This is a genomic window from Streptococcus sp. 10F2, from assembly GCF_054331515.2.
Genome location: NZ_JBTGGE020000016.1, coordinates 11,302 through 34,208 on the forward strand (window position 1 = coordinate 11,302; position 22,907 = coordinate 34,208).

Below are 22,907 nucleotides of genomic sequence, written 5' to 3' on the forward strand. Positions count from 1 at the left end.
AGAGCCCTAAAAAGGCCAAGTTCTATTTGATGACCCATCAACTTAGAACTTGACCCTATCTCTATTGATATGCTGCGCATTTCCAACACAGCTACTCCAATTCTTGAATCCTACTCGTCTTTATTCGTAGCGCAAAGCTTCAATCGGATTCAATTTAGAAGCTTTATTCGCTGGAAGCAATCCAAAAATAACACCGATCGTAATTGAAAAGAGAGTCGATCCAACAACGGATTGCATACTGATGACTGGAGGACCACCAAAGGCTGCATTGAGACTATCTCCAATCAAGAAAACAACTCCATAAGAAAGCGCAAGACCAATGAAACCTCCAATAAGGGTAAGAACCACTGATTCTACCAAGAACTGCGTTAGGATGTTTCGACGCGTTGCTCCCAAGGCTTTCCGCAGACCAATTTCTCGAGTCCGCTCTGTTACCGATACCAACATGATATTCATGACACCGATACCACCTACCAATAAGGAGATACCTGCAATCGAACCGATAACCAACTGCATAATTCCCACTTGTTGCTGGATATTTGCTAATTGCTCTGCAATATCCAGCACTTGATATTCTCCTTGTCCAGGACGAACAAGTTGGGTCAGTCGACGGGCCGCCGCCGCCCCAATTTCCAAAGAGCGATCCACATCTTCTACACCGATGACAATGAACTGAATTTCAGGAACAGAAAACTCTGCAGCCAACTGAGTATTAGTCATCAGTAATTGCCCATTCGGATATTGATACTGGGCGGTAAAATCATTCTTATCATAGTCAAATACGCCCATAATCCGATAGTTGTTCCCTTGAATTTTGATAAGCTGGTTCAAGGCATTCTCCGGATTATCAAAAAGTTTATTGGCTAACGTTTTATCTAATAGTACAACCCGAGCAAACTGCTCATAATCGGCTACTACAAAATTCCGGCCAGCAAGAACTTGGTATTTTTGAGACTCAAAGTAAGAGTCTGAAATCCCTGTAAGCGTCGCTCCCTTAACATTCTTACTCTCGTAAGAAACGGTTGCACTCGCTGAGTTCGAAATTAGATATTTGGTAACTCCTGGAATATTCAATAAGTCAGCAATCTGATTTTCTGCTACTTCAGGTTGTGGAGGGAGCCCTCCCTCCATCAATTCATTCTCAGCTTCCAATACTTCTTGGCTGCTAACAATTCCACTCCCGTCTTTGGATTTAATGGGAGAATAATTGATTTGGACATTTTGTTGTGAAGAAGCCAAGCTCTTGGTAAAGGCCTTGTTCATCCCATCTCCAAAAGCCATGATCAATACAACCGCTGAAACCCCGATAATAATTCCCAACATGGTCAAGAAGGACCGCATTTTATGAGATCGGATAGAGGCAATGGCAAATTTCCAAGTTTCCATTACAGACCTCCTTCCTTAGCTGAATCCTGTGTAATACGTCCATCACGGATAATAATCTGACGGCTTGCATAAGCGGCAATCTCTGGTTCATGGGTAACCATAATAATCGTCTTACCTTCTTTATTCAAATCGGTTAACAATTCCATGATTTGATCCCCAGTCTTGGTATCAAGAGCTCCCGTCGGCTCATCCGCCAAGATAATCGCTGGCTCATTGGCTAAGGCTCGAGCAATCGCCACCCGTTGTTTTTGCCCACCAGACAATTCTGACGGCAAATGTTTCATCCGCTCAGCTAGATCCACCTTTTCCAAATAATATTTAGCCGTCTTTAACCGTTCACGTGCATTTTTTCCAGCATAGATTAGCGGCAGTTCAACATTTTGAAGGGCTGTTAATTTTGATAGAAGAAAAAATTGTTGAAACACGAAACCAATTTGGTGATTTCGAACATGGGCTAATTTATTCCCCGAAAGACGGGCAACTTCCTGACCTTCCAAGTCATAGGACCCTTTTGTCGGTTGATCCAGAAGACCAATAATGTTCATAAGGGTTGACTTCCCAGAACCTGAAGGTCCCATGATCGCCAAAAATTCTCCTTCTTCAACATCTAAATCGATGTCTTTGAGAACCTGAAGAACCTGATCCCCATTACGGTAAGATTTTTGGAGTCCTCTGATTTTAATGAGATTCGCCATCCTTATCGACCTCCTGACCTTGCTTGATCTGATCATCAGGATTAGTAATGACCTGCTCGCCTTCTTTCAGACCTGCAGAAATTGCTTGGTTTTCCGCATCTGCACTACCAATGGTAACTTGAACTTTCTTGGCTTTACGATCCTTACCAACAACCCAAACATAGTGTTTTTCACCTTCTGTCACCAGTGCTGTGATTGGAACCACTGTTTGCTTGCCTTCATTCTGAACTTCCATGCTAACATTGAAGCCTTGCTTCAACTCAGAAGCGTCTGAATTGATAGTAACATTGTAAGGATATTTAGCTCCGGCATCTGTTGGATTCGCCGCTGCTGCACTACTATCCCCACCGTTTTTAGGATAGTTTGAAATGTAAGAGAACTCGCCCTCCCAAGTCTTACCAGGGAAAACTTTAGAAGTGATTTTGACCTTCTGTCCCTTAGTAATGTTTGGAAGAGTATATTCTGTCACATCACCTTTAACTTGCAAGCCATCTTCGCTCACAATATGCACCAAGACCTGACCTGCTCCTGTTGCTGATTTTGCCACATCTCGATTCACTTCAACAACAGTCCCTTCAATGTTAGAGTAGACAGTCGTTGCGTTCAACGTGTTTCCTGCTTTTTCAAGACCTGCTACCGCATCCTCACGACTATCATACAAATCATACAGAGAATTTTGAGCATTCTGTTGAGCTGCACCCGTAGCCGCACTATAACCATAACCTGCGCTAAGATCATTAGAATCTGTGGCTGTAGCAGCTCCAGCTGAGCCAGTAGCTGCATCAATCCCATAAACCTCAGCTGTATAAATTTGACGGTCAACTTTATTAACAGCCCGCTGTGCTATATCATAATCCAATTGAGCATTTTGACTTTGATACTGTACCAATGGTGTTCCAACACCGACATAATCTCCAACATTCACCAAGACATCTTGGAGATCTCCCTTACCAGCATCTAAGTAAACATATTGTTCACGATTAGCCGCAATCTGACCTGTTAGAAGGGTATTGGAAGCAACATTTCCAGACTTTACCTTAGCAATCTGATAACCAGATTGTGTCTGCTCGACATCACCGGAGAAACTATTTAGTAGCATTCCTCCAACAGCAAAAACAAGAACAGCTGCACCTGCCCCCATGGCAATCTTACCCTTGCTAAGATTTTTTTTATCAAAGGAGAATTTTTTCATCGTATTCCTCTTTCTTAATTCTTAAATGCCTCTACTAATACTTGAAATTCCTCATTCGTCAATGTAATCCCCTTGCCCATCTTTTGATGATCCGGACTCCATGTTCGTAAATCAAATTTCGCAGGTGCACCATTAAAGCTCACCCGATTCAATTCCTTTGTCCACCCTTTTTCATTGGTTGATAGGACCAGTAATTTTTCTTCTATTTCAAATGTAAACTCAGCCATTGCGCCTCCCTTTTTGAATAATAGTACATCTATTTTACACTATTTTCTACTAAAAATTAAATAATATGGGAAAAATTCCCCTCTTACAATATTGTAAGAAAAGATTAAAATCGTTATAATAGAATAAAAACGAATAAAAGGGGGAGAATCCATGTCAACATTATGGAATGCAATTAAGCAACAAATGACTGATTTTCTGGAAGCCGGGGATGCTAAAGACAAGACTCATAAACAGTTAGCAGATATTCAATCCCAATTACAAAGAGCTCAAAATCAGAAACAGACGGTCTTGATTATCTACGGTAAAAAACACGTTACCGGTACCATTCTTAAAATGAATCCAGATCAAAACCAACTCATTGTCAATAGCCTTCCCCACAAGGTCTCAACGATTATCCCTTTACAAGAGATCCGTCGGGTAAGTCCTGTTCCAAGAGAAATCCATAACAGCCATCAACATTAGACATGGAACAAATCACCTCAATACCCTTTTTCATGATTGACTGATTCCCGTATTGTCATTGTTTTGTAATGTAAGAGTCTTTGAAAATGTGGTATTCTATATAGTGATTTGCACAAGGAGAGATTATGCCCGTAAGAGAAAATGTGTTACGTGACCAAGAGGTCCTCCGTAACCCCCAACAACCCGTCGAAAGTCCCTTTATACAATATGAACCTGAACAAGATCAGGATGTCTTAGAGAACCGCTACGAATTTTACTACTTTGCAAATCTAGCAATCTTCTCTCTCACAACTATCCTCTTCAGCTTCATCTTCCTTTCCTTGGAAGTGGCCTCTGTTTGGTCTATCTCCGGAGGAATCCTTATTAGCCTAGCCACTTTACAAGCTAGTCGCTATGTGAGGAAGTATCATAAAAATAAATCTAAGGTACGCTAACAACGTACCTTATTTTTTTGAAATCAAATTCCTTGCATTTATCACTAATTAGTTATAAATTAGTTTCAAGTGAAGAACATGAAAGGAGATCTCAACGATGAACATTGAACTAGGAATCTCAACATTTGGTGAAACAACACCACTCGAAGGAAGTCAGCAGACCTTCTCACATCCTGAACGTATTCAACAACTGGTCAAAGAAATAGAACTAGCTGATAAAGTCGGCTTAGATGTCTACGGAATTGGTGAGCACCATCGGGATGATTTCGCTGTTTCTGCACCAGAAATCATCCTTGCAGCTGGTGCTGTTCGTACCAAACAGATTCGGCTTACCAGCGCCGTCAGTATCCTCTCCAGTCTAGACCCGATTCGTGTCTACCAACAATATGCTACCATCGATGCACTCTCCAATGGGCGCGCTGAAATCATGGCCGGACGTGGCTCCTTCACGGAATCCTTCCCCCTCTTCGGTCAAGACCTCAGAGATTATGATAGTCTTTTTGATGAAAAATTAGATTTACTTCTCTATGCCAATCAAGAAACCAAACTAAAATGGCATGGCCATCACACCCAAAGTATTGAGAACCGTGAGGTCTATCCACGCGCCGTCCAAGAGCAACTTCCGATTTGGGTAGCAACCGGTGGCAATGTTGAATCTACCGTTAAAATTGCCCAAATGGGACTTCCGATTGTCTATGCCATTATCGGTGGCCAACCAAGCGCCTTCAAACCTCTTATTAACGCCTACAGGACTATTGGGAAAGAGAACGGCTTCAAGGCCCAAAACCTAAAAGTCGGAGCTCACTCTTGGGGATTCATCATGGAGGACGGCGAAGAAGCTCGCAAACGCTACTTCCACCCAACAAAACAAGTCGTTGACGCCATCTCCAAAGACCGCCCACACTGGACACCACTCAGCTATTCCCAATACCTTCAACAAGTTGGACCAGATGGAGCTATGTTTGTCGGCAACCCCGACCAAGTAGCTGAAAAGCTCATCCAAATGATTGAAGAACTTGGTCTCAACCGCTTCATGCTCCATCTTCCCCTCGGCTCTATGCCCCATGAAGATGTTCTTAAAGCCATCGAACTCTTTGGGACAAAAGTTGCTCCAAAAGTCCGTGCCTACTTTGCAGATAAATAATTCTACAGAAACAACTATATTCCCAACCATTCCTTTGAGGCTGGGCAAAACTAACAATTTCTGGCTTCGCTTGAAGCTTGAATAGATAAAAATAGGCTCTATCATTTCCATAGTGGCTAGCAACCCACTGTAGAAATAATAGAGCCATTTTCTCTTATCCTAAATCCTCACCATTTGTAGCGATGACTTGTTTGTACCAGTTGAAAGATTTTTTCTTAGAGCGTTTGAGAGTTCCTCCACCCTCGTTGTCCCGATCAACATAAATAAAACCGTAGCGTTTCTTCATTTCACCGGTTCCTGCTGAAACAAGGTCAATACACCCCCAAGTGGTATAACCAAGAAGTTCTACACAGTCTTCAACAATTGCATCACGCATAGCTGCAATATGTTGGCGAAGATAGTCAATGCGATAATCATCTTCAACATATCCCTTTTCATCTGGTATGTCAACCGCACCTAAGCCATTTTCAACAATGAACATAGGTTTTTGATAACGATCCCAAATTGTATTGAGAGTGATGCGTAGTCCCAGTGGATCAATCTGCCAGCCCCATTCGGAAGCTTCCAAATAGGGATTTTTGATGGAAGCAAAGATATTTCCTTGCGTCTTTTCATTCACTTCTGGATCTCCAGAAGCTACTCGGCTTGAGTAGTAAGAGAAGGAGATGAAATCAACTGTGTAGTCTCGCAGTAAGGCCAGATCTTCATCTGTCATTTCTACATCAATCCCCAAACGCTCCCATTTCTTCTTGGCATAATTTGGATACTCTCCACGGGCTTGTACATCGATGAAGAAATAGTTTTCACGATCTTCTTGTAGGGCTGCCCAATAGTCTCGTGGATGGGCTGTGTTTGGATAATATTGTCCCGCAGCCAACATACAGCCGACCTTGTTTTCTGGATCAATTTCGTGGGCCAATTTCGTTGCAATAGCCGATGCGACCAATTCATGGTGAGCTGCTTGGTATTTAACTTGTTCCTGATTCTCCCCCTCCTCGAAGTAGAGACCTGCCCCCATAAATGGGGCGTGGAGAATCATGTTGATTTCGTTAAAGGTTAGCCAGTATTTCACCAGACCCTTGTAGCGCGTGAAGAGGGTTCGACAAAGCCGTTCGTAAAACTCTAGCATCTTGCGGTTTCGCCAGCCCCCATACTCTTCAATCAAGTGCATTGGGCAATCAAAATGGGTGATGGTTACCAAGGGTTCAATTCCATGTTTGTGGCACTCTTTGAAGAGTTTTTCATAAAATTCCAAACCTTTTTCATTCGGCTCGAGTTCGTCTCCTTTGGGGAAAATCCGAGACCAGGCAATGGACAGGCGGTAGGTCTTAAAGCCCATCTCTCCAAAGAGAGCGATGTCCTCTTTAAAATGATGATACATATCGATGGAGTCTTGAGCTGGGTAAAAGTACCCTTCCTCAAAAGTAAACATCTTGCGCTGACCTGCGATAATCGAAAAGCGCTCTTCTCCAATGGGAACAACATCCACATTGGCTAAACCGCGGCCATCGACATTATAAGCTCCCTCACATTGATTGGCAGCCGTAGCACCACCCCACAAAAAATCTTTTGGAAAACGTACCATAATGAAAGCTCCTTTTCTTAGCGGTTAACAATATTTGATACAAAGTCAAGAATGGTTCTACGTCCACCCTTGCTTTCTCTCAATCCCTTACTTACAATACTCGGTGTTTCAATGCACCGATCGTCCTCAGCAGGCATCTGACTATAAAGATGGAAAAGATCTGTTTCTGCTGTATCACCTTGAAGAACAAATATCTTCTCGATTTTATCCTGATCCAAGCACTGATCTACTTTCTTCTGGAAGCCCAAACCTTTACCCATGACGATAATTTCGCAACCTTGTGAATCCAAGGCTTGGACTACATTATTGTTATAGACTTTCACAATTTTCATATTGCCCTACCTTTGTACCAGCTTTCCGTCAAACCTGTGAGCAGCAAAAAAACCTAAATCCATCACCAAAGAGGCCTGTCTCCAAACTCCTGATTTTGATTTAGGTTTTGCCTGCATTTCAGTAACAATCCTAATTCTAGTCTAACAAATTGATTACGCTTTCGCAAGAGCTTCCTTTCCATTTTTATCCTAGAAAAGCACAAGGAGTCAGGCTAACAGTGGAGCTATTCCCCCTCCATCTATCTTGTTTCAGTTAACTCCATTTTCTTTTTTAAAAGAAAAAATCAATTAAGTGATACTATCTATATGTTTGCATGATAAAATGAAGGTAGCACTGGAAGAAAGGGAGAACTATGATTACTTACCACCAACTAGAATTCCCCGCAATCGGGGAGAATCGAACTGTTCGGGTCTATCTTCCGAACAATTATGAAACTCAGGACACTTCTTATCCGGTTATGTACTTCTTCGATGGTCACAATCTTTTCTTCGATCAAGAAGCGACCTATGGGGAATCTTGGCAACTAAAAGAGTTTCTGGATCACTGGAGCAAAGATATGATTGTCGTTGGGATTGAACCTGGTCATGAGAACAACCAACGATTGGAAGAATATTCACCTTACAATATAGGCGGCGAATTCTTTGCAGGCTCCATTCAAGGACGTGGAGAAGCCACAATGCAATGGCTCGTGAATCAGGTAAAACCATTTATTGACCAAACCTATCGGACTTATCCTGACCGACTCAATACCGGAATTGCTGGTTCCTCTATGGGAGGACTCATGACTCTCTACGCAATCTCCCACTACAATCACATCTTCTCCAAAGCGGCTGCCCTATCCTCTGCAATCTTTAAGCCCCTCTACCAAGAACTCGATCAAGCAATAATCGATAGTAATACACGTGTCTATATGGCTTGGGGGACTAATGAGATCGGCTTAGACCTAACCGCTGGAGATGAAATCTGGTCTAATCCCTTTGCCCAAATCCATCTTCACTTGGAAGCTAGCTTCCAGCACTCAGGTGCCAGCACCTACCTTTACCCTCAAATTCACGGTCGCCATCGTGAAAGCGACTGGGCTCAACAAGTCCCTCTGTTTATGGACTTTCTTTGGATGAGATAAGGAGAATCCTATGAAAAAGAATCGTTTCCTTGGCTTACTTGGCCTCCTTCTAAGTCTTGGTCTCGGATTGGGAATGCTCAATCCAATCAATTCTGACTGGACTGACTTTACAAGTTCTATCGTCTACGCAGACGAAGAAACGGACAAACTGCTACCTTTCAAAGGTAAAAAACAAATTCATCTACAGGATTGGGATGCTCTAGGGCGTGCTCAAGCAGCCCATATCCAATTAAAAGAAGGAGATCAACCCACTAAAAAACGAACTGGGAAAATCACCTTTGACCCCGTGGGTTGGCATAACTATAAATTTTATTTTGGAGATGGTAGTCAACAAGCTTGGCTTATGAATCGAGGCCATTTAATAGGCTACCAATTCAGCGGTCTGAATGATGAAGGACGAAACCTGGTTCCTATGACCACCTGGCTCAATGCTGGAAACTACAAAGGAACTGACGAGTCAAATCCTGACAGCATGCTCTATTATGAAAATCGTCTGGATTCCTGGCTAGCCACTCACCCCAACTACTGGCTCGACTATAAGGTCACTCCACTCTATACCGGTGATGAACTCATTCCTCGCCAAATTGAACTCCAATATGTTGGTCTAGATGACAAGGGCCAAAAGCTCGAGATTACCCTTGGTGGAAAAGAGACTAAGGACTCCCTCGGAATTACACATGTTGTCTTAGACAATACATCACCAAATGCAGACATTGACTATACAAGTGGAACTGCCATCAACACCGTTGCTTCTGCCAGTCAGCAAGCTGCCGAAAAACAAAGAGCTGCCGAAGAAGCTGCAGCAGCCAAAGCCCAAGCCGAAGCTGAAGCTCAAGCTCGAGCTCAGGCGGAAGAACAAGCTCGTCTTCAAGCGGAAGCGGAAGCCCAGGCAGCAGCCCAAGCACAAGCTGAGGCAGCAACCCAAGCAGCACCAGAAGTTACTGCTGGTGGAGGCTATACCAGAGATGCCCGCGGTCGTTGGCATCGTCCCAACGGTCAGTATGCATCCAAAGCTGAAATTGCTGCGGCAGGACTTCCTTGGTAATCCCATAGCAACCTCCTTCCTTTTTCTCAGGAAAGGAGGTTTTTTAGCGCTCAAAATTGTGCTAAAATAAGAAAGATTTTGTGTACGAAAGGAGCCTTATGAAGTTCTATTCTTATGACTATGTTTTGAACCAAATTCGTCAAGATAATTGGCTTTTAGCCGCTTTCTTTATCGCCCTACTACTGATTTTGGCCTACACCGCCTTTCTAGCCTACCGGGATAAACGAGATTCCAAATACCGTGAGCTGGTCATTATCCTAGGGCTCATCCTGCTCGTTTCTGGTTTATCAGGATTTGAAAGTTTACAAGCCAGTAGTCAAACCAATAACCAGTATCGAACATCTGTTCATTTCATTGAAAAAATATCCAAGACTTTAAAAGTCAAGCCCAAACAAGTATATATCAACACATCGGCAGATACAAATGGCACTCTATTGTATGTCGAAGGCCAATTTTACCGAGCGATTGCTGGTAGTGAACCAGAGACCTATCTCTTGGAAAAAATGGACCTGCACTCTTTTGATTTAGAACTAGTAGAGGTAGCACAATGAATTTTCTATATTTAGATGTCACGATTAAATTGGCAATCGGACTGTTAACATTAATTGTCGTCATCAATATTTCCGGCAAAAGCAATCTTGCTCCCAATTCTGCCACAGATCAGATTCAAAACTATGTACTTGGGGGAATCATCGGTGGAGTTATCTACAATCCCTCTATCTCTCTCCTCCAATATGTCATCATTCTTATGATTTGGACTATTTTAGTCCTTAGTCTCAAGTGGTTAAAAACTCATAACCATGCCATTAAACAAATCATTGATGGACAACCACGGATTCTCATCCAAAAAGGACAAGTAGATGTGGAAGCTTGTCGAGCTGCAGGACTCACTGCTGCGGATTTAACCCTCAAACTTCGAGGACAGGGAATTTTTAGGATTGCCGATGTCAAAAGAGCTGTTTTGGAACAAAACGGCCAACTCATTGTCGTTCAGGCAGGAGAAGCCAATCCCAAATATCCGGTCATTACAGATGGTGTTGTACAAGTCGATATCCTGGAATTACTAGACAAGAATTCCGAATGGCTTCAGGAACAGCTGAACTCCCTTGGTTATACGGAAACTTCACAAATTTTCTTAGCAGAGTATGACCACAGTCAACTAACTATTATCACTTACGAATCCTAGAAAGGAAAACTAATGTCATCACTTATTCACCACAAACGGGTCGAATTTACTGAACTTTTTTATGACCTCGTTTTTGTTTTTGCTATTTCTAAAATGACAGGACTAATCCATCATTTAGATGATGGTATACTTCCATTTTTTCATTTTGTAACCTTTCTCACAGCATTGATTCTTTTGGTAAATACCTGGATGGTTCAAACAATCTTTACCAACCGGTATGGAAAGAACTCTCTCTTTAATATGCTGATCATGTTTGTCGATATGGGACTATTGATGCTAATCTCTAATTCTTTCACGACTAATTGGCAGGGAATTTTTCATAACTTTTCTCTGATCGTCAGCCTTCTATCAGGAACCTTGTTCCTTCAATACGCAGTTCAATATATACAGAGTAAGACGGAGCCAGATCGGCAGCTCATCAAATCATTTTTATACATGCTTGGTATTCGAACTGGCGGAGTCTTCATCGCATCCTTACTCCCATATAAGATTGGCATCGGAATCTATTTTGCAGCAATTTTCATTTCCTTTATCATGCCAATTTTCACTAGAAAATCCATGTCCCAAGTACCTATAAACTTTCCACATCTTGTGGAAAGGATTGCGCTTCTGGTTATCATTACCTTTGGTGAAATGATTGTCGGAATTGCAGATTTTTTCCAAACGGATACCTTTGGACTCCATTCGATTCTCTTCTTATTTATGGTGGTTCTTCTCTTCCTCATTTACTTTGGGGAATTCGACCATGCCCTCGATGAAAGTCTAAATACTTTGGGCTTGCGATTGATTTATAGCCACTACCTTATTTTTTCTGGAATTCTCATGCTTACCGTCTCCATGACCTTCCTCACTGAACATGAGGCGAATCATCTATTTGTAGTTGTTTTTCTCTATACGGGACTCTTCGCCTTTTTACTCGCAATCATCTTGAATGGTGGTTACAATAAACCTGCCTACAAGTGGACCCGCTCCTACCGCATCGTTTATTGGAGCTTGTTCGGTCTAGGACTTCTTGGGAGCTTGCTCTTTGCCAACTCCCCACTTATGGTGACCATCATTACGACGGCAACAATCTTCCTTATCTGGATCCACTTCATTCGTTTTTATATAAAAAATCACCGCCAATCCAATGACTCCCATGAACTCCATTGGATCTAAAGCAAAAGGACCTCGAGAGGTCCTTTTTATAATGGCAACAGCAACTGAGGATGACCAGATAATCTGAATCAATTTTCAGACCTCTTCTCTCCTTGCCGCAATTCTGTATAGTAGTTGATGACTACACCCGACAAGGCCGCAAAGAAAATCATCCCATAAACTGTTAAAAAGACACAGAGCCAGCGGCCCAAAAACGTAACTGCTTGATAATCTCCGTAACCAACCGTTGTGGAAGTCACGAAAGCAAACCAAACACCATCCCAATACTGTTGGATACCAGGCTCTAAAATCATTAAGAAAAAGCCCGCCATAAATAAGAATCCCGCAAAAGATAAGGCGAATTTTGTAAAACCTGTGTGGTGGATGATTTTGATTAAAATATTTAATCGCTTCATTTCTCACTCCCCATTTCCGCAATGCGCTTAGCAGTCTCTGCAACTGGAAGTCCGATAATCGTATGCACATCACCAGCCACATAATCAATGAAACGTGGATCTAGATCCTGAAAACCATAAGCTCCAGCCTTATCCATTGGTGATTCAGATGCCAAATAATCTTGAATAACTGGCTCTAATTCTGGATAATAATCCACAAAACGGATATCAGCTACCGTATAGAATACATCCAAAGAATCGCCCTGTTTGAGACAAACGCCCGTCACAACCTGGTGGGTCTGTCCAAAATAGGAGCGAAACATCGTATTAGCTTCCTTACGATCTCTTGGTTTATTGTAGATTGTCTCCCCAAATACAACCATAGTATCCGCAGAAATACTTAGGATAGTCGGATCTGTCACCTCAACTGTTTGTGCTTTCGCTAATGCCAAGTCACAACACGTTCTCCCTGCCCGCTCCAAGAAAGAAAAAGCTTGAAATTTATTCATAGAATCTCTCTCGATAGTTCTTTCATCCACTTCCACTCCAACAATCTTAGGGGAAAGAAAAGCTAAGAGTTCTCGCCGTCTTGGAGACTGACTCAACAGATAGATTTCCTTTGGTTTGGAGAATTTTCCTGACAATTGGTATTGAATTGTATAAGTCATTACATCACCTTTCACTTATTTTTCAGCCCATTATAACAGCTCCCTGATGGGCTTTGGGGAAATTTTTTAGAGGTATTTCTATCTTCGTTCCATAAAGTTTTTCAGATGAAAAATCGCAAACACCTCGTATTGACGCCCGTTTATCCCCCATTATACCAACAAAGCCCTATATTTGCTATACTAGTAAAAAACGAACAGAGGTGAAGCATGCTCCAACAAATAGAATTCCATTCTCCGCTAGGAAAGCTAATTCTAGTCGCAGATGATCATAATCTTCATGGTATCTGGTTTAAAGATCAGACTTACTTTGGAGCAGGCTTTGACCTCAATACCATTCCCAAAGGAAACAATGCTATCTTAGAACAAGGTATCGATTGGCTAAACACTTACTTCGCCCATAAAAATCTAAGTCCACATACGCTTCCCCTAGCACCAAAGGTCACTCCTTATCGGCAAGAAGTCTTAAAACTCCTGTTAGAAATCCCCTATGGACAGACTCGAAGTTATCTAGATTTAGCTCAGAGCTTCGAGAAAAAAACAGGTCGTCCCACTTCTCCCCGTGCCATTGGCGGTGCAGTCGGTCATAATCCTATTAGCATCATAATCCCCTGCCACCGTATTCTAGGTCATGATGGTAGTCTCACTGGCTATGCCGGTGGGATTGAACGGAAAATTTGGCTTCTAGAGCATGAAGTAGCAGACTCCACTATTTTTTAAATATTAGACCGTCTAATCTCCAATCATTCCTATTTATTAAAACAGATAGGGATACGAGGAAAAGAACCCTCCATTACTATCCCAAGACTATGGAAACCTACCAAATTAGAAAAACAAGGTAGCGAATTCCCTTGCTTTAACCAAGAAAATCATTTATTAACAACTACTATGTTCTACAACCCACTGTCCCTCCAAAGAAATACAAATTCAAAGAATGATCACTCACTAAAAATTAGAGGCTGGTACTTGATACCAGCCTCTTTCTGTTTGTTTAAAGGAGGAAAATCTTCGAAAGGCTACTCTGATTTTTTCCGTCTGCCTTTCACGCTACCTAGTGTTGCTAATAGAGTAACACCTGCTGCACTAAGCATGTAACTAGAATCTGTACCAGTATTTGGAAGAGATTCTTGACCTTGTCCCTCCATCGCCCTTGTATTCACAAAATCTTTGGAGCTAGCTAGACCTGCTGCTTGTTGACTAGAAACTCCTGGCTTCTGATTAACCATCGGACGAGCAACTTCCGGCTTAACTTGTTTCAAAAGTGCTGGATCTAGTGTTGCTAACTCTTTTTGCGTACCGTCGCCAACTACACCAGACTCTTTCAAATTGTTTACGTCATAGCTTGGACGGGTAGTTTGCGTACCATCTCCTAATACGCTAGACTCCTTCAAATTGTTTACGTCATAGCTTGGACGAGCAGTTTGTGTACCGTCTCCAACTACACCAGACTCTTTCAAATTGTTTACGTCATAGCTTGGACGAGTAGTCTGTGTACCGTCTCCAACTACACCAGACTCTTTCAAATTGTTTACGTCATAGCTTGGACGAGTAGTCTGTGTACCGTCACCTAATACGCTAGACTCCTTCAAATTGTTTACGTCATAGCTTGGACGGGTAGTCTGTGTACCGTCACCTAATACGCTAGACTCCTTCAAATTGTTTACGTCATAGCTTGGACGAGTAGTCTGCGTACCTTCACCTAATACGCTAGACTCTTTCAACTTATTGGCGTCATAGCTTGGACGAGTAGTCTGCGTACCTTCACCTAATACGCTAGACTCTTTCAACTTATTGGCGTCATAGCTTGGACGAGTAGTTTGCGTACCGTCGCCAACTACACCAGACTCTTTCAACTTGTTAGCGTCATAGCTTGGACGAGTAGTTTGCGTACCGTCGCCTAATACGCTAGACTCTTTCAACTTGTTAGCGTCATAGCTTGGACGAGTAGTTTGTGTACCGTCGCCAACTACACCAGACTCTTTCAACTTGTTAGCGTCATAGCTTGGACGGGTAGTCTGTGTACCGTCGCCAACTACGCTAGACTCTTTCAACTTGTTTACATCATAGCTTGGACGGGTAGTCTGTGTACCGTCGCCAACTACACTAGACTCCTTCAAATTGTTTACGTCATAGCTTGGACGAGTAGTCTGCGTACCTTCACCTAATACGCTAGACTCTTTCAACTTGTTGGCGTCATAGCTTGGACGAGTAGTTTGCGTACCGTCGCCAACTACACCAGACTCTTTCAACTTGTTAGCGTCATAGCTTGGACGAGTAGTTTGCGTACCGTCGCCAACTACACCAGACTCTTTCAACTTGTTAGCGTCATAGCTTGGACGAGCAGTCTGTGTACCGTCGCCTGTCACTTGCCCCTGTTTTAACACTAACTGATTCAATGCCTGAACCAAAGAAGTTAATTCTTGGTCTAATTGGGATTGTTGACCACGATGGTGGTTCCATTGAACAGCCTTGAAGGCTTCAACAAAGGTAGCAAGACTTTCTGGTGTATAGACAGAGAGATCTTTTGGTACTTGAGCTAATAAAGAATTGATTGGGCCGTAATCTGCCAAGAAGTAAGTCGGATGTTTATCTGCCAAAGCCTTCATCAATTGTTTAGCCAATTCTGGGCGATATTCACGACTCGGATCATCCGCCCAAATAGCAACCATACTACCAATACTTGGTACCTGAGCCCCTTTAGTTTTCGGAATAGAATTGAGGTGAACGTTCTCAACTCCTTCCAAGGCTTGATCTAAATTATACCAACCACTCTGAGCCTTATCACGACCAACGATATAGTACCAAGCATCATTGGTATTCAGGATAGCATGCCCTTTATCTGAGAGGAACTTGGAAGAGGCCACATCATAACCATTCCAACCACCTGTCCACATGGATACAATAATATCCTTATCAAATTGGCCTGCACTTTCCTTTTGATTGTAGTAAATACCATCATTAAAGGCCATCGGTTTGAGTCCATGACTCTTCACAATTCGAGCCAAGTCGTTAGCATAAGCTACAAAGCGCTGGTAACCATCTTTTGGATAGTCCTTACCAGCCACAACAGATGGATCACCTTGTAAAATCCGCCAACCTTTAGCCGCATTTGTAACATCATTAGCAAATTCGTCCAAACCAATATTAAAGATTTCAACCTTACCACTGAAGTAAGCTGCATACTTATCAATTAATGCCTTAGTAAAGGCAACTGCCTCCTCATTGGTAATATCCACTGTCCGAGCTGAAGAGAGACCATCAAATCGGAAATTAGGATTATCAATCCCCAATTCAGTCATTGCCACCAAGATGGCATCCATATGTCCCGGACTATTGATTACTGGGATGACCTTTAAATTACGCATTTTCGCATAATCCAGCAATTCATCCATTTCTTTTTGGGACAAAGCCGAACCGTTCGGATCTTTGTAGTAATGATCATTCCCCACTTGGATTGCATCCTTAACCGCTTGACTAGCATAGGATTGGCCATTGACAGTTAGGCTCATATCGTCCAGAAGGAAACGGAGACCATCATTTCCCAAAAGAAGGTGGAAATCTGTATAACCATAGCGATTCGCTGCATCCATTAAATCTTTTAGCTGATCGACAGAGAAGTACTTGCGACCAGCATCAATAGAGATCACTTTTTTCAGAGCAAGACGCTCTTCTTGCTCCTTAACAGCGAGGGCTACTGGATCTGTGGTTCTATCTTCCCGTACCCGTAACTCACTAGCAGCCATAAAGGTATTCGCTCGACCACCATCACCAACAGTCGCCAAAGCCTTAAGTTTCACATAGCGGGCCGCAGTCGGTTTGAAGGTGGCTTCTTCCCACTCACCTGTATTTTTAAAGGAGCCTGTACCAGCTAAATCCCAAGATTGATTATCCAGACTAGTGTAGATTTCATAAGTTCGAACCTTACCATTGCTACCGCCATCAGACCGACTCCAGTAAGCCAAGCCATCCAAGGTACGAACCTTACCTGTATCAATCGTTACCCAAAGATCCTTACGAGGACTGCCATCCCAAGAACTATGCCAAATCGTGGACGGATCTCCATCCAAGAGGTTCTCAGCCGCATTTTCTGCTCCAGCCTGAAGAGAGCCTGGAATAGCCTGCGTTTCGATGCGTGGAACATAGGCTTCAGATAAGCCACTCTCTGGTACCTGTCCTCCTGGAGTAATCAAGTGAGCATATTTAACTGCTAAACTATCTGCCGCACGATTCAAACGGTTCACTTCAGCTTCCACACGTTCATCTTGATCTGCACCTCGTGATTCCGCTGCTCCATAAGGATTTGTTCGACCATACTCACGGGCTACAGATGAGAACAATTTCTCCACATCTTGGGCAGCTTCTGGAGATAGAGACTTGAGATAGGCTAATTTTTCAATTTGTCGTTTCGCTAACTTCAGCTGCTCAAAACGTGGACTAGTCCGAGGTGTTTCGTCACCCCCCTTATCCCCTGGGTAAACCAAGAACGTATCTCCACTCTCCCACCACCAGTGGTCAATATTTTTGAGTGGATCTTTCACCCAAGCATCATAGGCCCAACGGAGATAGCCGTCAAGTCCAAGAGATGCTGCATACCAAAGTGTCCAAGCACTTTCTACAGGAGCACTACGAGCTACGGAGTTCGGATAGTCACCTACAGCCGTGTAAAGAGTTGTTGTAAAACCTTTTTGACGACGATCTTCCGCCAATTGTCTCACCAAACTTGGATCTTGAATATGAGCTAGGTTGATGGAAATGTCCTCGATATGATTGAGGATTTCCGCTTTTTCCGCCGAATAATTCATGGCGGCACTGAGTTTTAGCCGTTTTCCATCTTTATTCTTAAATTGATTCACCAATTCAAGAACATGTTCCATATCTGCAATTGGACGCTCATCCATAGAGAGGAAGGCTTTATCAAACCAGGATTTCTGATCCAAATGTTGGATATAAGCTGTCAAAAATTGTCCCCAGATATCCTTCCATTCCGCACTACCCGTTGGTAATTTAACCTTCTTCATCTGATTACTTGCTTCATCAAAATAAGCAACTTGGTTGTCCCAAGGAGTCAAAGAGAAGGACTTAATCTGCTGGTCTATTCCAAGTGAAAGAGCTAAATCAACATATTTATCAAAATTTGTGAAATCAAAGCTAAAGGTTTGGTCACTATTCTTAGTCCATTTGACCATACTTGGATAGGCATCATAGGTTTGTGAATTCCACGGATCCTCAGAAATAGTCGTTGTAATGGAGCTACCACCAACTTTGACATACTCCGATAGTTCCTTACGCAACAGATCCAAATGACGGTCACTGAACCACTCATCTTGACTCAAGCCGAAATAGCGGGCAACTGTAAATGGATACTGCCATAAATCCATGCTAAACCGTTTTTTACCATCTGTTTTTAAATCCAGAACTTGTAGGTAATAATCCAATTCAACGGTTTCTTGAAGATTATCTGCTAGGACTCGCACCGTCCCCTTATAATTACCTGGTTTAACCCCTTCAGGTAGGGTTAGCTGCAACCAGACAGGCTGGAGCTGACCACGAGCTACATCCATCTGAGTAGCCTTGTCTAAAACATCGGGAATATTCTCACGTGGTATCTCTGGGCCTGGTAATTTTCCATATGTAAAACCACGACCCACATGTCCCTCAGTTTCCTTAATAAAGAAAGATTTTAATGCCGAGGCTGGAATAACTCCCCCTTCACCAACAAACTCACTAGCTTGGATCCGAGTATTTTTCAAGTCTTGATTCTTATTAACAATAATCAATTTCCGATTGTCCTGATCTCCTAACCAGAGACGAGACACTACTTGGTCTTCTGGTTCCTGATACAGGAAGTCGAAGTATTCCCCTTGCTTCGTATGTTGATTAATACTACCATAAACCGCATGAATCCCTTCTTCCTGCGGAATCTGCTCATCTGTAAAAATTTTGACCCCAACATGAGAATAAATACGATTATTAATCGGCCGCAGGGTCAAGGTCTGTTGTTGCAGTTCCAAATTCTCAATAGTATAGAGTAATTTCGCAAAATGCGTTGGTCCATCTGTATTTACAATCGCAACCTGCTGCCCATCCACTTCTAAGGAAACTTCACCCCCGCCTTGGAACTGGTCTCCATATATCTCGACACGGTTACCTGTAAAGGTCACACTAAGGCTTCCAGAAAAACTACCATGAGCAGGACCATAATCATCCCATTGTCCTTCATACTGGGTTTTATTAGGTTCATGACTTTGGGTTATATCATTGTGTGAGACTAACAATCCTTCAGTTTCTGACAAGGTTACTGCTCTTGGTTGAAGCTTTGCTTTCTCCGATAGGGCTTCCTCTCCCAGCTTTTCTTCCACAGGTGGTTGCGAATCCTCCGAAACCTTCTGTTCAACAGACTCAGTTACTGCTTCATCAGCTACAACTGGTTCCAACTGCGAAACTTCTAGCTTTTCTGGCTGTTCTTGCAATGAAACCGGCTCAGATGCCTCCTGTGCACTATCTGCAGCGACTGGATTGGCACCGACAAAGGCCAAACCTACCATCACAGAAACTAGTCCCACAGAATACTTCCGAAGGGAATATCGTTGTTGTTTGTTAAATGCTCGCATCCTCCACGCCTCCTTAAAAATTTTATCGTGAACCCCTGAACAAGAAACTCTGTCATCATCCAAAACTGAACACCTATTCCATTTCAAAACTTGATTCTATTAGACCTCTTTGATGAACATTATTGATGGCATCGATTAGCTTCTCCATCGGTCCTGTTCAATCGCTTTATTCACCATCGTTTTAAAATTTTTTAAAGTATTCCAATACTGAAGTTAAGGAACTTGTTGCAACTTTCATTCATAGGGGTATAAGCATCCAGTTAGACAACCCAAACTCCATAAACGAGTTCGACTTCTATAGTTTGAGTATAATTGAAAACGCTTACTTAATCAATCAACAAAAACTGGTTACTGAACTGGTATTCTCTTTGAAACTATAGAAAAAACCGCTGTTTATAGACACAAAAGTCTACCAACAGTGGTTTAACTGATTCAGAAAAAAACCAAAGTAACTCCTCCATTTCCCCCTCAAAAAATCCTAGAACAAAGGCTTCCCCAGTCCTCTTAGCCCCTCATGTTACAGCACTGTTCGAAGCATTCTAAAATTGGTGACTCCTAAACAGATCGCTAAAGACGATCAGCAACAAACTCGATAGCACTTTCCCCAAAACTAGTCAAAGTGGGACTTGGCCTCCTCCCATATCCCTCAATAATCTAAAATAGCAAGAGACTTGAGTACTTCCTAAACAGCCATTGTAAGAAGGAGAGAGTCTGCATCTTACCAAACTCTCTTTGGCTCACAAAAGATTGAATCACAAAAATACCCCAGTCCTTAGTGAAGCACTAGGGATTGGGGTATTTTCAGATTACAAATCAATTCCTACAAAATGTCTGCCTACTCTGTTAGGGACACCTCCCCTCGCTAATGGAAAGGTGGTCGTCCATTAAGACAAGAGGGTCCCAAAGATTCTAAAGCAGCCATCAACTCTATGTTTTATCAGTTTTTAGAAAGTTACATTAATGAAAGAGATAGAGATTTGGAATTAATCTATTAAATTTGTTTTCTACGTTTTGTTTTAACAGCTCCTAGAGTTGCCAACATAGCAATTCCTGCTACAGACATCATTTGTGAGCTTTGGCTAGAAGTATTTGGAAGAGTCGCTACTGATTCAGCTTTCGCCACTTTTGCAACTGGTTTGTTCGGAGCTGCTACAAATGATTGAGCAACTTTTTGCTCATTTTGAACTGGAGTCTCAGCATCTTTCAATTTGTTAAGATCAAAGGCTGGGCGATCCATTTGAGTTCCGTTACCTGGAATCTCTGACTCTTTCAATTTTTCAAGATCAAAAGCTGGACGGTCAGTTTGAGTACCATCACCTACAGATACACCGATTTTCTCACCGTTAATATCAAAGGCTGGACGATCTACTTGAGTTCCGTTACCTGGAATTCCTGACTCTTTCAATTTTTCAAGATCAAAAGCTGGACGGTCAGTTTGAGTACCATCACCTACAGATACACCAATCTTCGCACCGTTAATATCGAAGGCTGGACGATCTACTTGAGTTCCGTTACCTGGAATTCCTGACTCTTTCAAGCTCTCAGGATCTACAGCTGGACGGACTGCTTGAGTACCATCACCTACAGATACACCGATCTTCGCACCGTTAATATCGAAGGCTGGACGGACTGTTTGAAGACCATCACCTACAGATACACCAATCTTCGCACCGTTAATGTCGAAGGCTGGACGATTCACTTGAGTTCCGTTACCTGGAGTTCCTGACTCTTTCAAGCTCTCAGGATCCACAGCTGGACGGACTGTTTGAAGACCATCACCTACGGATACACCAACCTTCGCACCGTTAATGTCAAAAGATGGAAGATTTGTTTGAGTTCCCTCACCAACAACAGATGACTCTTTCAAGCTCTCAGGATTCACAACTGGACGAGCTGTTTGAGTACTCTCACCTACAGATACACCAATCTTTTCGCTGTTAACGTCGAAAGATGGAAGACTTGTTTGAGTTCCTTCACCAACAACAGCGGACTCTTTCAAGCTCTCAGGATCTACAGCTGGACGGACTGTTTGAACAGCATCATCTACTGATACACCAATCTTTTCGCTGTTAATGTCGAAAGATGGAAGATTTGTTTGAGTTCCTTCACCAATAACAGCGGACTCTTTCAATTTTTCAAGATCAAAAGCTGGACGTTCAATCTGTGTACCGTTAGCAACAACAGATGACTCTTTCAAGCTATTCAAATCAACTGTTCCTAATGGACGTTGCGTACCTTCTCCTAGAACAGCGGATGTTTTAGCATTAGCTGCTTCAGGTGTTGGACATTCATGAGCAGATACAGGACCTGCTACAAATGTAGCCAAGACAACCGCTGCGAATGATGCGTTTTTAATAATTGTCTTTTTCATTCATTTTCTCCTTTATACGAGTGTTGTTCAAATAGAACGAAACTATGGTATCATAGAAAAAAAAAAAAGCAAGTGAGTTTTCTCCTGGAATTCCATTTTTTTTAATAGAAATATTCTAACTATCAAAACTCCTTATCACCCTGCTCCCCAACTCTAAAATTTAATCCAAACGAAATGACTTCTCCTATAACAAAGAATCGAGTAGGGACTAATGCATAGTCCCTCTCACACCACCGTGCGTGCCGTTCGGCACACGGCGGTTCAGTTAACTTTTAACGCATGTCGTTTTAGGTAGTAATCGAGACAGCTGACCAGTCCTCGTTTGGCGAGGACTGGTTTTGATATGGCTCTCTTTAATACTGACTTTTGTGCCACTAGTTGATAATGGTCTCCCCAACCTGACACCTTATCCGCTATCCATCTAGGAACTCCGAGTTTCAGTAAGCCCCAAAGGCGTCGGGGCTTCTTTTTCCACTGTTTCCAGATAATTACTCGTATTCGCGTTCGAAGTCGCTCATCTACTTTTGTCATCACCGTTTTCATGTCCGTGATTGAAAAGTAGTTAACCCAACCTCTGATGACAGAATTTAGTAGTGTGATTCGTTCACTCAAGCTGATACTCCATTTCCTAGAAGTCAGTTGCTTAAGTTTCCTCACAAACTTCTGCACACTCTCTTTGTGGGGGCGACTACGCCAACCTTTGGGGGATTTCCAAAAGCCATAGCCTAGGTATTGCAGTTTTGTTGGGCGGACAATTTTTGTCTTTTCCATGTTCACCTTGAGACCTAGCCGTTTCTCGATAAAGCGACTGACTGAGTGCATAACCCTCTTGGCCGCCGCTTCACTTCCGACTGTGATAACACAATCATCTGCATAGCGTACGAAACGCAAACCCCGTTTTTCCAACTCCTTATC

20 protein-coding genes and 2 pseudogenes are annotated in these 22,907 nt (G+C 42.6%); 9 read left to right on the forward strand and 13 right to left on the reverse strand.

Translation table 11 applies throughout. The features are described 5' to 3' along the window. Nucleotides 1–120 precede the first annotated feature (120 nt). The 4 genes from ACXM1Q_RS04535 to ACXM1Q_RS04550 are packed head-to-tail and all read right to left on the reverse strand — an operon-like array spanning nt 121 to nt 3,500. Complete coding sequence (locus ACXM1Q_RS04535) at nt 121–1,386, reverse strand: ABC transporter permease (RefSeq protein WP_458516570.1); 1,266 nt, start codon at nt 1,384–1,386, stop codon at nt 121–123. Then, entirely contained in the window at nt 1,386–2,081 is a 696-nt protein-coding gene (locus ACXM1Q_RS04540; protein WP_135037558.1) for an ABC transporter ATP-binding protein, read from the reverse strand. Before ACXM1Q_RS04540 ends, ACXM1Q_RS04535 begins: the two co-directional genes overlap by 1 nt. Further along, nucleotides 2,065–3,273: an efflux RND transporter periplasmic adaptor subunit gene (locus tag ACXM1Q_RS04545; RefSeq protein ID WP_458516573.1), complete on the reverse strand. Its 1,209-nt coding sequence runs from the start codon at nt 3,271–3,273 to the stop codon at nt 2,065–2,067. The genes ACXM1Q_RS04540 and ACXM1Q_RS04545 overlap by 17 nt, the downstream gene beginning before the upstream one ends. Before the next feature lie 14 nt (nt 3,274–3,287). Next, a complete protein-coding gene (locus tag ACXM1Q_RS04550; RefSeq protein WP_135037555.1) occupies nt 3,288–3,500 on the reverse strand; it encodes a YdbC family protein in 213 nt (70 codons plus the stop codon). 151 nt (nt 3,501–3,651) lie between these two features. On the opposite strand from ACXM1Q_RS04550, the gene ACXM1Q_RS04555 reads away from it, so the two are divergent. From ACXM1Q_RS04555 to ACXM1Q_RS04565, 3 genes are all read left to right on the forward strand, one after another. Next, complete coding sequence (locus ACXM1Q_RS04555) at nt 3,652–3,963, forward strand: hypothetical protein (protein ID WP_458516575.1); 312 nt, start codon at nt 3,652–3,654, stop codon at nt 3,961–3,963. Nucleotides 3,964–4,088: 125 nt separating this feature from the next. Beyond that, nucleotides 4,089–4,397 (forward strand): DUF3270 family protein, encoded by a 309-nt coding sequence (locus tag ACXM1Q_RS04560; protein ID WP_458516577.1) that lies wholly within the window; start codon nt 4,089–4,091, stop codon nt 4,395–4,397. A 97-nt stretch (nt 4,398–4,494) separates the two neighbouring features. Continuing rightward, nucleotides 4,495–5,541 (forward strand): LLM class flavin-dependent oxidoreductase, encoded by a 1,047-nt coding sequence (locus ACXM1Q_RS04565; protein ID WP_458516579.1) that lies wholly within the window; start codon nt 4,495–4,497, stop codon nt 5,539–5,541. A 154-nt stretch (nt 5,542–5,695) separates the two neighbouring features. Here the strand turns inward: ACXM1Q_RS04565 and ACXM1Q_RS04570 are convergent, their stop codons facing one another. After that, on the reverse strand, nt 5,696–7,126 hold the full coding sequence (locus tag ACXM1Q_RS04570; RefSeq protein ID WP_458516581.1) for a 6-phospho-beta-glucosidase: 1,431 nt from the start codon (nt 7,124–7,126) through the stop codon (nt 5,696–5,698). A gap of 17 nt (nt 7,127–7,143) precedes the next feature. Next, nucleotides 7,144–7,458 (reverse strand): CAT RNA binding domain-containing protein, encoded by a 315-nt coding sequence (locus ACXM1Q_RS04575; protein ID WP_458516583.1) that lies wholly within the window; start codon nt 7,456–7,458, stop codon nt 7,144–7,146. Nucleotides 7,459–7,811: 353 nt separating this feature from the next. Here ACXM1Q_RS04575 and ACXM1Q_RS04580 point away from each other — a divergent pair, with 353 nt between their 5' ends. The 5 genes from ACXM1Q_RS04580 (at nt 7,812) to ACXM1Q_RS04600 (ending at nt 11,971) form a co-directional block, all read left to right on the forward strand. Then, nucleotides 7,812–8,582, forward strand: a complete 771-nt coding sequence (locus ACXM1Q_RS04580) for an alpha/beta hydrolase (protein ID WP_458516585.1) — start codon at nt 7,812–7,814, stop codon at nt 8,580–8,582. A 10-nt stretch (nt 8,583–8,592) separates the two neighbouring features. After that, nucleotides 8,593–9,627: a DNA/RNA non-specific endonuclease gene (locus tag ACXM1Q_RS04585; RefSeq protein WP_458516587.1), complete on the forward strand. Its 1,035-nt coding sequence runs from the start codon at nt 8,593–8,595 to the stop codon at nt 9,625–9,627. A gap of 98 nt (nt 9,628–9,725) precedes the next feature. Then, nucleotides 9,726–10,178, forward strand: a complete 453-nt coding sequence (locus tag ACXM1Q_RS04590; protein ID WP_458516589.1) for a DUF3290 family protein — start codon at nt 9,726–9,728, stop codon at nt 10,176–10,178. Further along, nucleotides 10,175–10,813, forward strand: a complete 639-nt coding sequence (locus ACXM1Q_RS04595) for a DUF421 domain-containing protein (RefSeq protein WP_458516591.1) — start codon at nt 10,175–10,177, stop codon at nt 10,811–10,813. Before ACXM1Q_RS04590 ends, ACXM1Q_RS04595 begins: the two co-directional genes overlap by 4 nt. A gap of 12 nt (nt 10,814–10,825) precedes the next feature. Next, nucleotides 10,826–11,971, forward strand: a complete 1,146-nt coding sequence (locus ACXM1Q_RS04600; protein WP_458516593.1) for a low temperature requirement protein A — start codon at nt 10,826–10,828, stop codon at nt 11,969–11,971. A 68-nt stretch (nt 11,972–12,039) separates the two neighbouring features. Here the strand turns inward: ACXM1Q_RS04600 and ACXM1Q_RS04605 are convergent, their stop codons facing one another. Further along, the gene (locus tag ACXM1Q_RS04605; RefSeq protein ID WP_458516595.1) at nt 12,040–12,366 is read right to left on the reverse strand and encodes a potassium channel family protein; all 327 of its coding nucleotides are present in this window, start codon (nt 12,364–12,366) and stop codon (nt 12,040–12,042) included. Then, the gene (locus ACXM1Q_RS04610; protein ID WP_458516597.1) at nt 12,363–13,013 is read right to left on the reverse strand and encodes a Maf family protein; all 651 of its coding nucleotides are present in this window, start codon (nt 13,011–13,013) and stop codon (nt 12,363–12,365) included. The genes ACXM1Q_RS04605 and ACXM1Q_RS04610 overlap by 4 nt, the downstream gene beginning before the upstream one ends. 207 nt (nt 13,014–13,220) lie before the next feature. Here ACXM1Q_RS04610 and ACXM1Q_RS04615 point away from each other — a divergent pair, with 207 nt between their 5' ends. Continuing rightward, entirely contained in the window at nt 13,221–13,730 is a 510-nt protein-coding gene (locus ACXM1Q_RS04615; RefSeq protein WP_458516599.1) for a methylated-DNA--[protein]-cysteine S-methyltransferase, read from the forward strand. A gap of 296 nt (nt 13,731–14,026) precedes the next feature. On the opposite strand, the gene ACXM1Q_RS04620 is transcribed toward ACXM1Q_RS04615, so the two are convergent. The 5 genes and pseudogenes from ACXM1Q_RS04620 to ACXM1Q_RS04640 all read right to left on the reverse strand — a co-directional run. Next, nucleotides 14,027–14,236 carry an LPXTG cell wall anchor domain-containing protein gene (locus tag ACXM1Q_RS04620; protein WP_458516605.1) on the reverse strand — a complete coding sequence of 70 codons (210 nt, stop codon included), beginning with the start codon at nt 14,234–14,236 and terminating at the stop codon, nt 14,027–14,029. Nucleotides 14,237–15,391: 1,155 nt separating this feature from the next. Further along, nucleotides 15,392–17,356: pseudogene (locus tag ACXM1Q_RS04625) on the reverse strand (family 20 glycosylhydrolase); the annotation flags it as partial. A gap of 42 nt (nt 17,357–17,398) precedes the next feature. Next, nucleotides 17,399–19,621, reverse strand: a pseudogene (locus ACXM1Q_RS04630) (glycoside hydrolase domain-containing protein); the annotation flags it as partial. Nucleotides 19,622–20,612: 991 nt separating this feature from the next. Continuing rightward, the gene (locus ACXM1Q_RS04635) at nt 20,613–21,992 is read right to left on the reverse strand and encodes an LPXTG cell wall anchor domain-containing protein (protein WP_458516601.1); all 1,380 of its coding nucleotides are present in this window, start codon (nt 21,990–21,992) and stop codon (nt 20,613–20,615) included. A 261-nt stretch (nt 21,993–22,253) separates the two neighbouring features. After that, on the reverse strand, nt 22,254–22,907 hold a 654-nt coding region (locus ACXM1Q_RS04640), incomplete at its 5' end, for a group II intron maturase-specific domain-containing protein (RefSeq protein WP_458516603.1).

Excerpts from the sequence above, each read along its gene's own strand:
- ACXM1Q_RS04535 (WP_458516570.1), bottom strand. The coding sequence starts at position 1,386 with ATGGAAACTTGGAAATTTGCCATTGCCTCTATCCGATCTCATAAAATG.
- ACXM1Q_RS04540 (WP_135037558.1), bottom strand. The coding sequence starts at position 2,081 with ATGGCGAATCTCATTAAAATCAGAGGACTCCAAAAATCTTACCGTAAT.
- ACXM1Q_RS04545 (WP_458516573.1), bottom strand. The coding sequence starts at position 3,273 with ATGAAAAAATTCTCCTTTGATAAAAAAAATCTTAGCAAGGGTAAGATT.
- ACXM1Q_RS04550 (WP_135037555.1), bottom strand. The coding sequence starts at position 3,500 with ATGGCTGAGTTTACATTTGAAATAGAAGAAAAATTACTGGTCCTATCA.
- ACXM1Q_RS04555 (WP_458516575.1), top strand. The coding sequence starts at position 3,652 with ATGTCAACATTATGGAATGCAATTAAGCAACAAATGACTGATTTTCTG.
- ACXM1Q_RS04560 (WP_458516577.1), top strand. The coding sequence starts at position 4,089 with ATGCCCGTAAGAGAAAATGTGTTACGTGACCAAGAGGTCCTCCGTAAC.
- ACXM1Q_RS04565 (WP_458516579.1), top strand. The coding sequence starts at position 4,495 with ATGAACATTGAACTAGGAATCTCAACATTTGGTGAAACAACACCACTC.
- ACXM1Q_RS04570 (WP_458516581.1), bottom strand. The coding sequence starts at position 7,126 with ATGGTACGTTTTCCAAAAGATTTTTTGTGGGGTGGTGCTACGGCTGCC.
- ACXM1Q_RS04575 (WP_458516583.1), bottom strand. The coding sequence starts at position 7,458 with ATGAAAATTGTGAAAGTCTATAACAATAATGTAGTCCAAGCCTTGGAT.
- ACXM1Q_RS04580 (WP_458516585.1), top strand. The coding sequence starts at position 7,812 with ATGATTACTTACCACCAACTAGAATTCCCCGCAATCGGGGAGAATCGA.
- ACXM1Q_RS04585 (WP_458516587.1), top strand. The coding sequence starts at position 8,593 with ATGAAAAAGAATCGTTTCCTTGGCTTACTTGGCCTCCTTCTAAGTCTT.
- ACXM1Q_RS04590 (WP_458516589.1), top strand. The coding sequence starts at position 9,726 with ATGAAGTTCTATTCTTATGACTATGTTTTGAACCAAATTCGTCAAGAT.
- ACXM1Q_RS04595 (WP_458516591.1), top strand. The coding sequence starts at position 10,175 with ATGAATTTTCTATATTTAGATGTCACGATTAAATTGGCAATCGGACTG.
- ACXM1Q_RS04600 (WP_458516593.1), top strand. The coding sequence starts at position 10,826 with ATGTCATCACTTATTCACCACAAACGGGTCGAATTTACTGAACTTTTT.
- ACXM1Q_RS04605 (WP_458516595.1), bottom strand. The coding sequence starts at position 12,366 with ATGAAGCGATTAAATATTTTAATCAAAATCATCCACCACACAGGTTTT.
- ACXM1Q_RS04610 (WP_458516597.1), bottom strand. The coding sequence starts at position 13,013 with ATGACTTATACAATTCAATACCAATTGTCAGGAAAATTCTCCAAACCA.
- ACXM1Q_RS04615 (WP_458516599.1), top strand. The coding sequence starts at position 13,221 with ATGCTCCAACAAATAGAATTCCATTCTCCGCTAGGAAAGCTAATTCTA.
- ACXM1Q_RS04620 (WP_458516605.1), bottom strand. The coding sequence starts at position 14,236 with ATGGTTAATCAGAAGCCAGGAGTTTCTAGTCAACAAGCAGCAGGTCTA.
- ACXM1Q_RS04635 (WP_458516601.1), bottom strand. The coding sequence starts at position 21,992 with ATGAAAAAGACAATTATTAAAAACGCATCATTCGCAGCGGTTGTCTTG.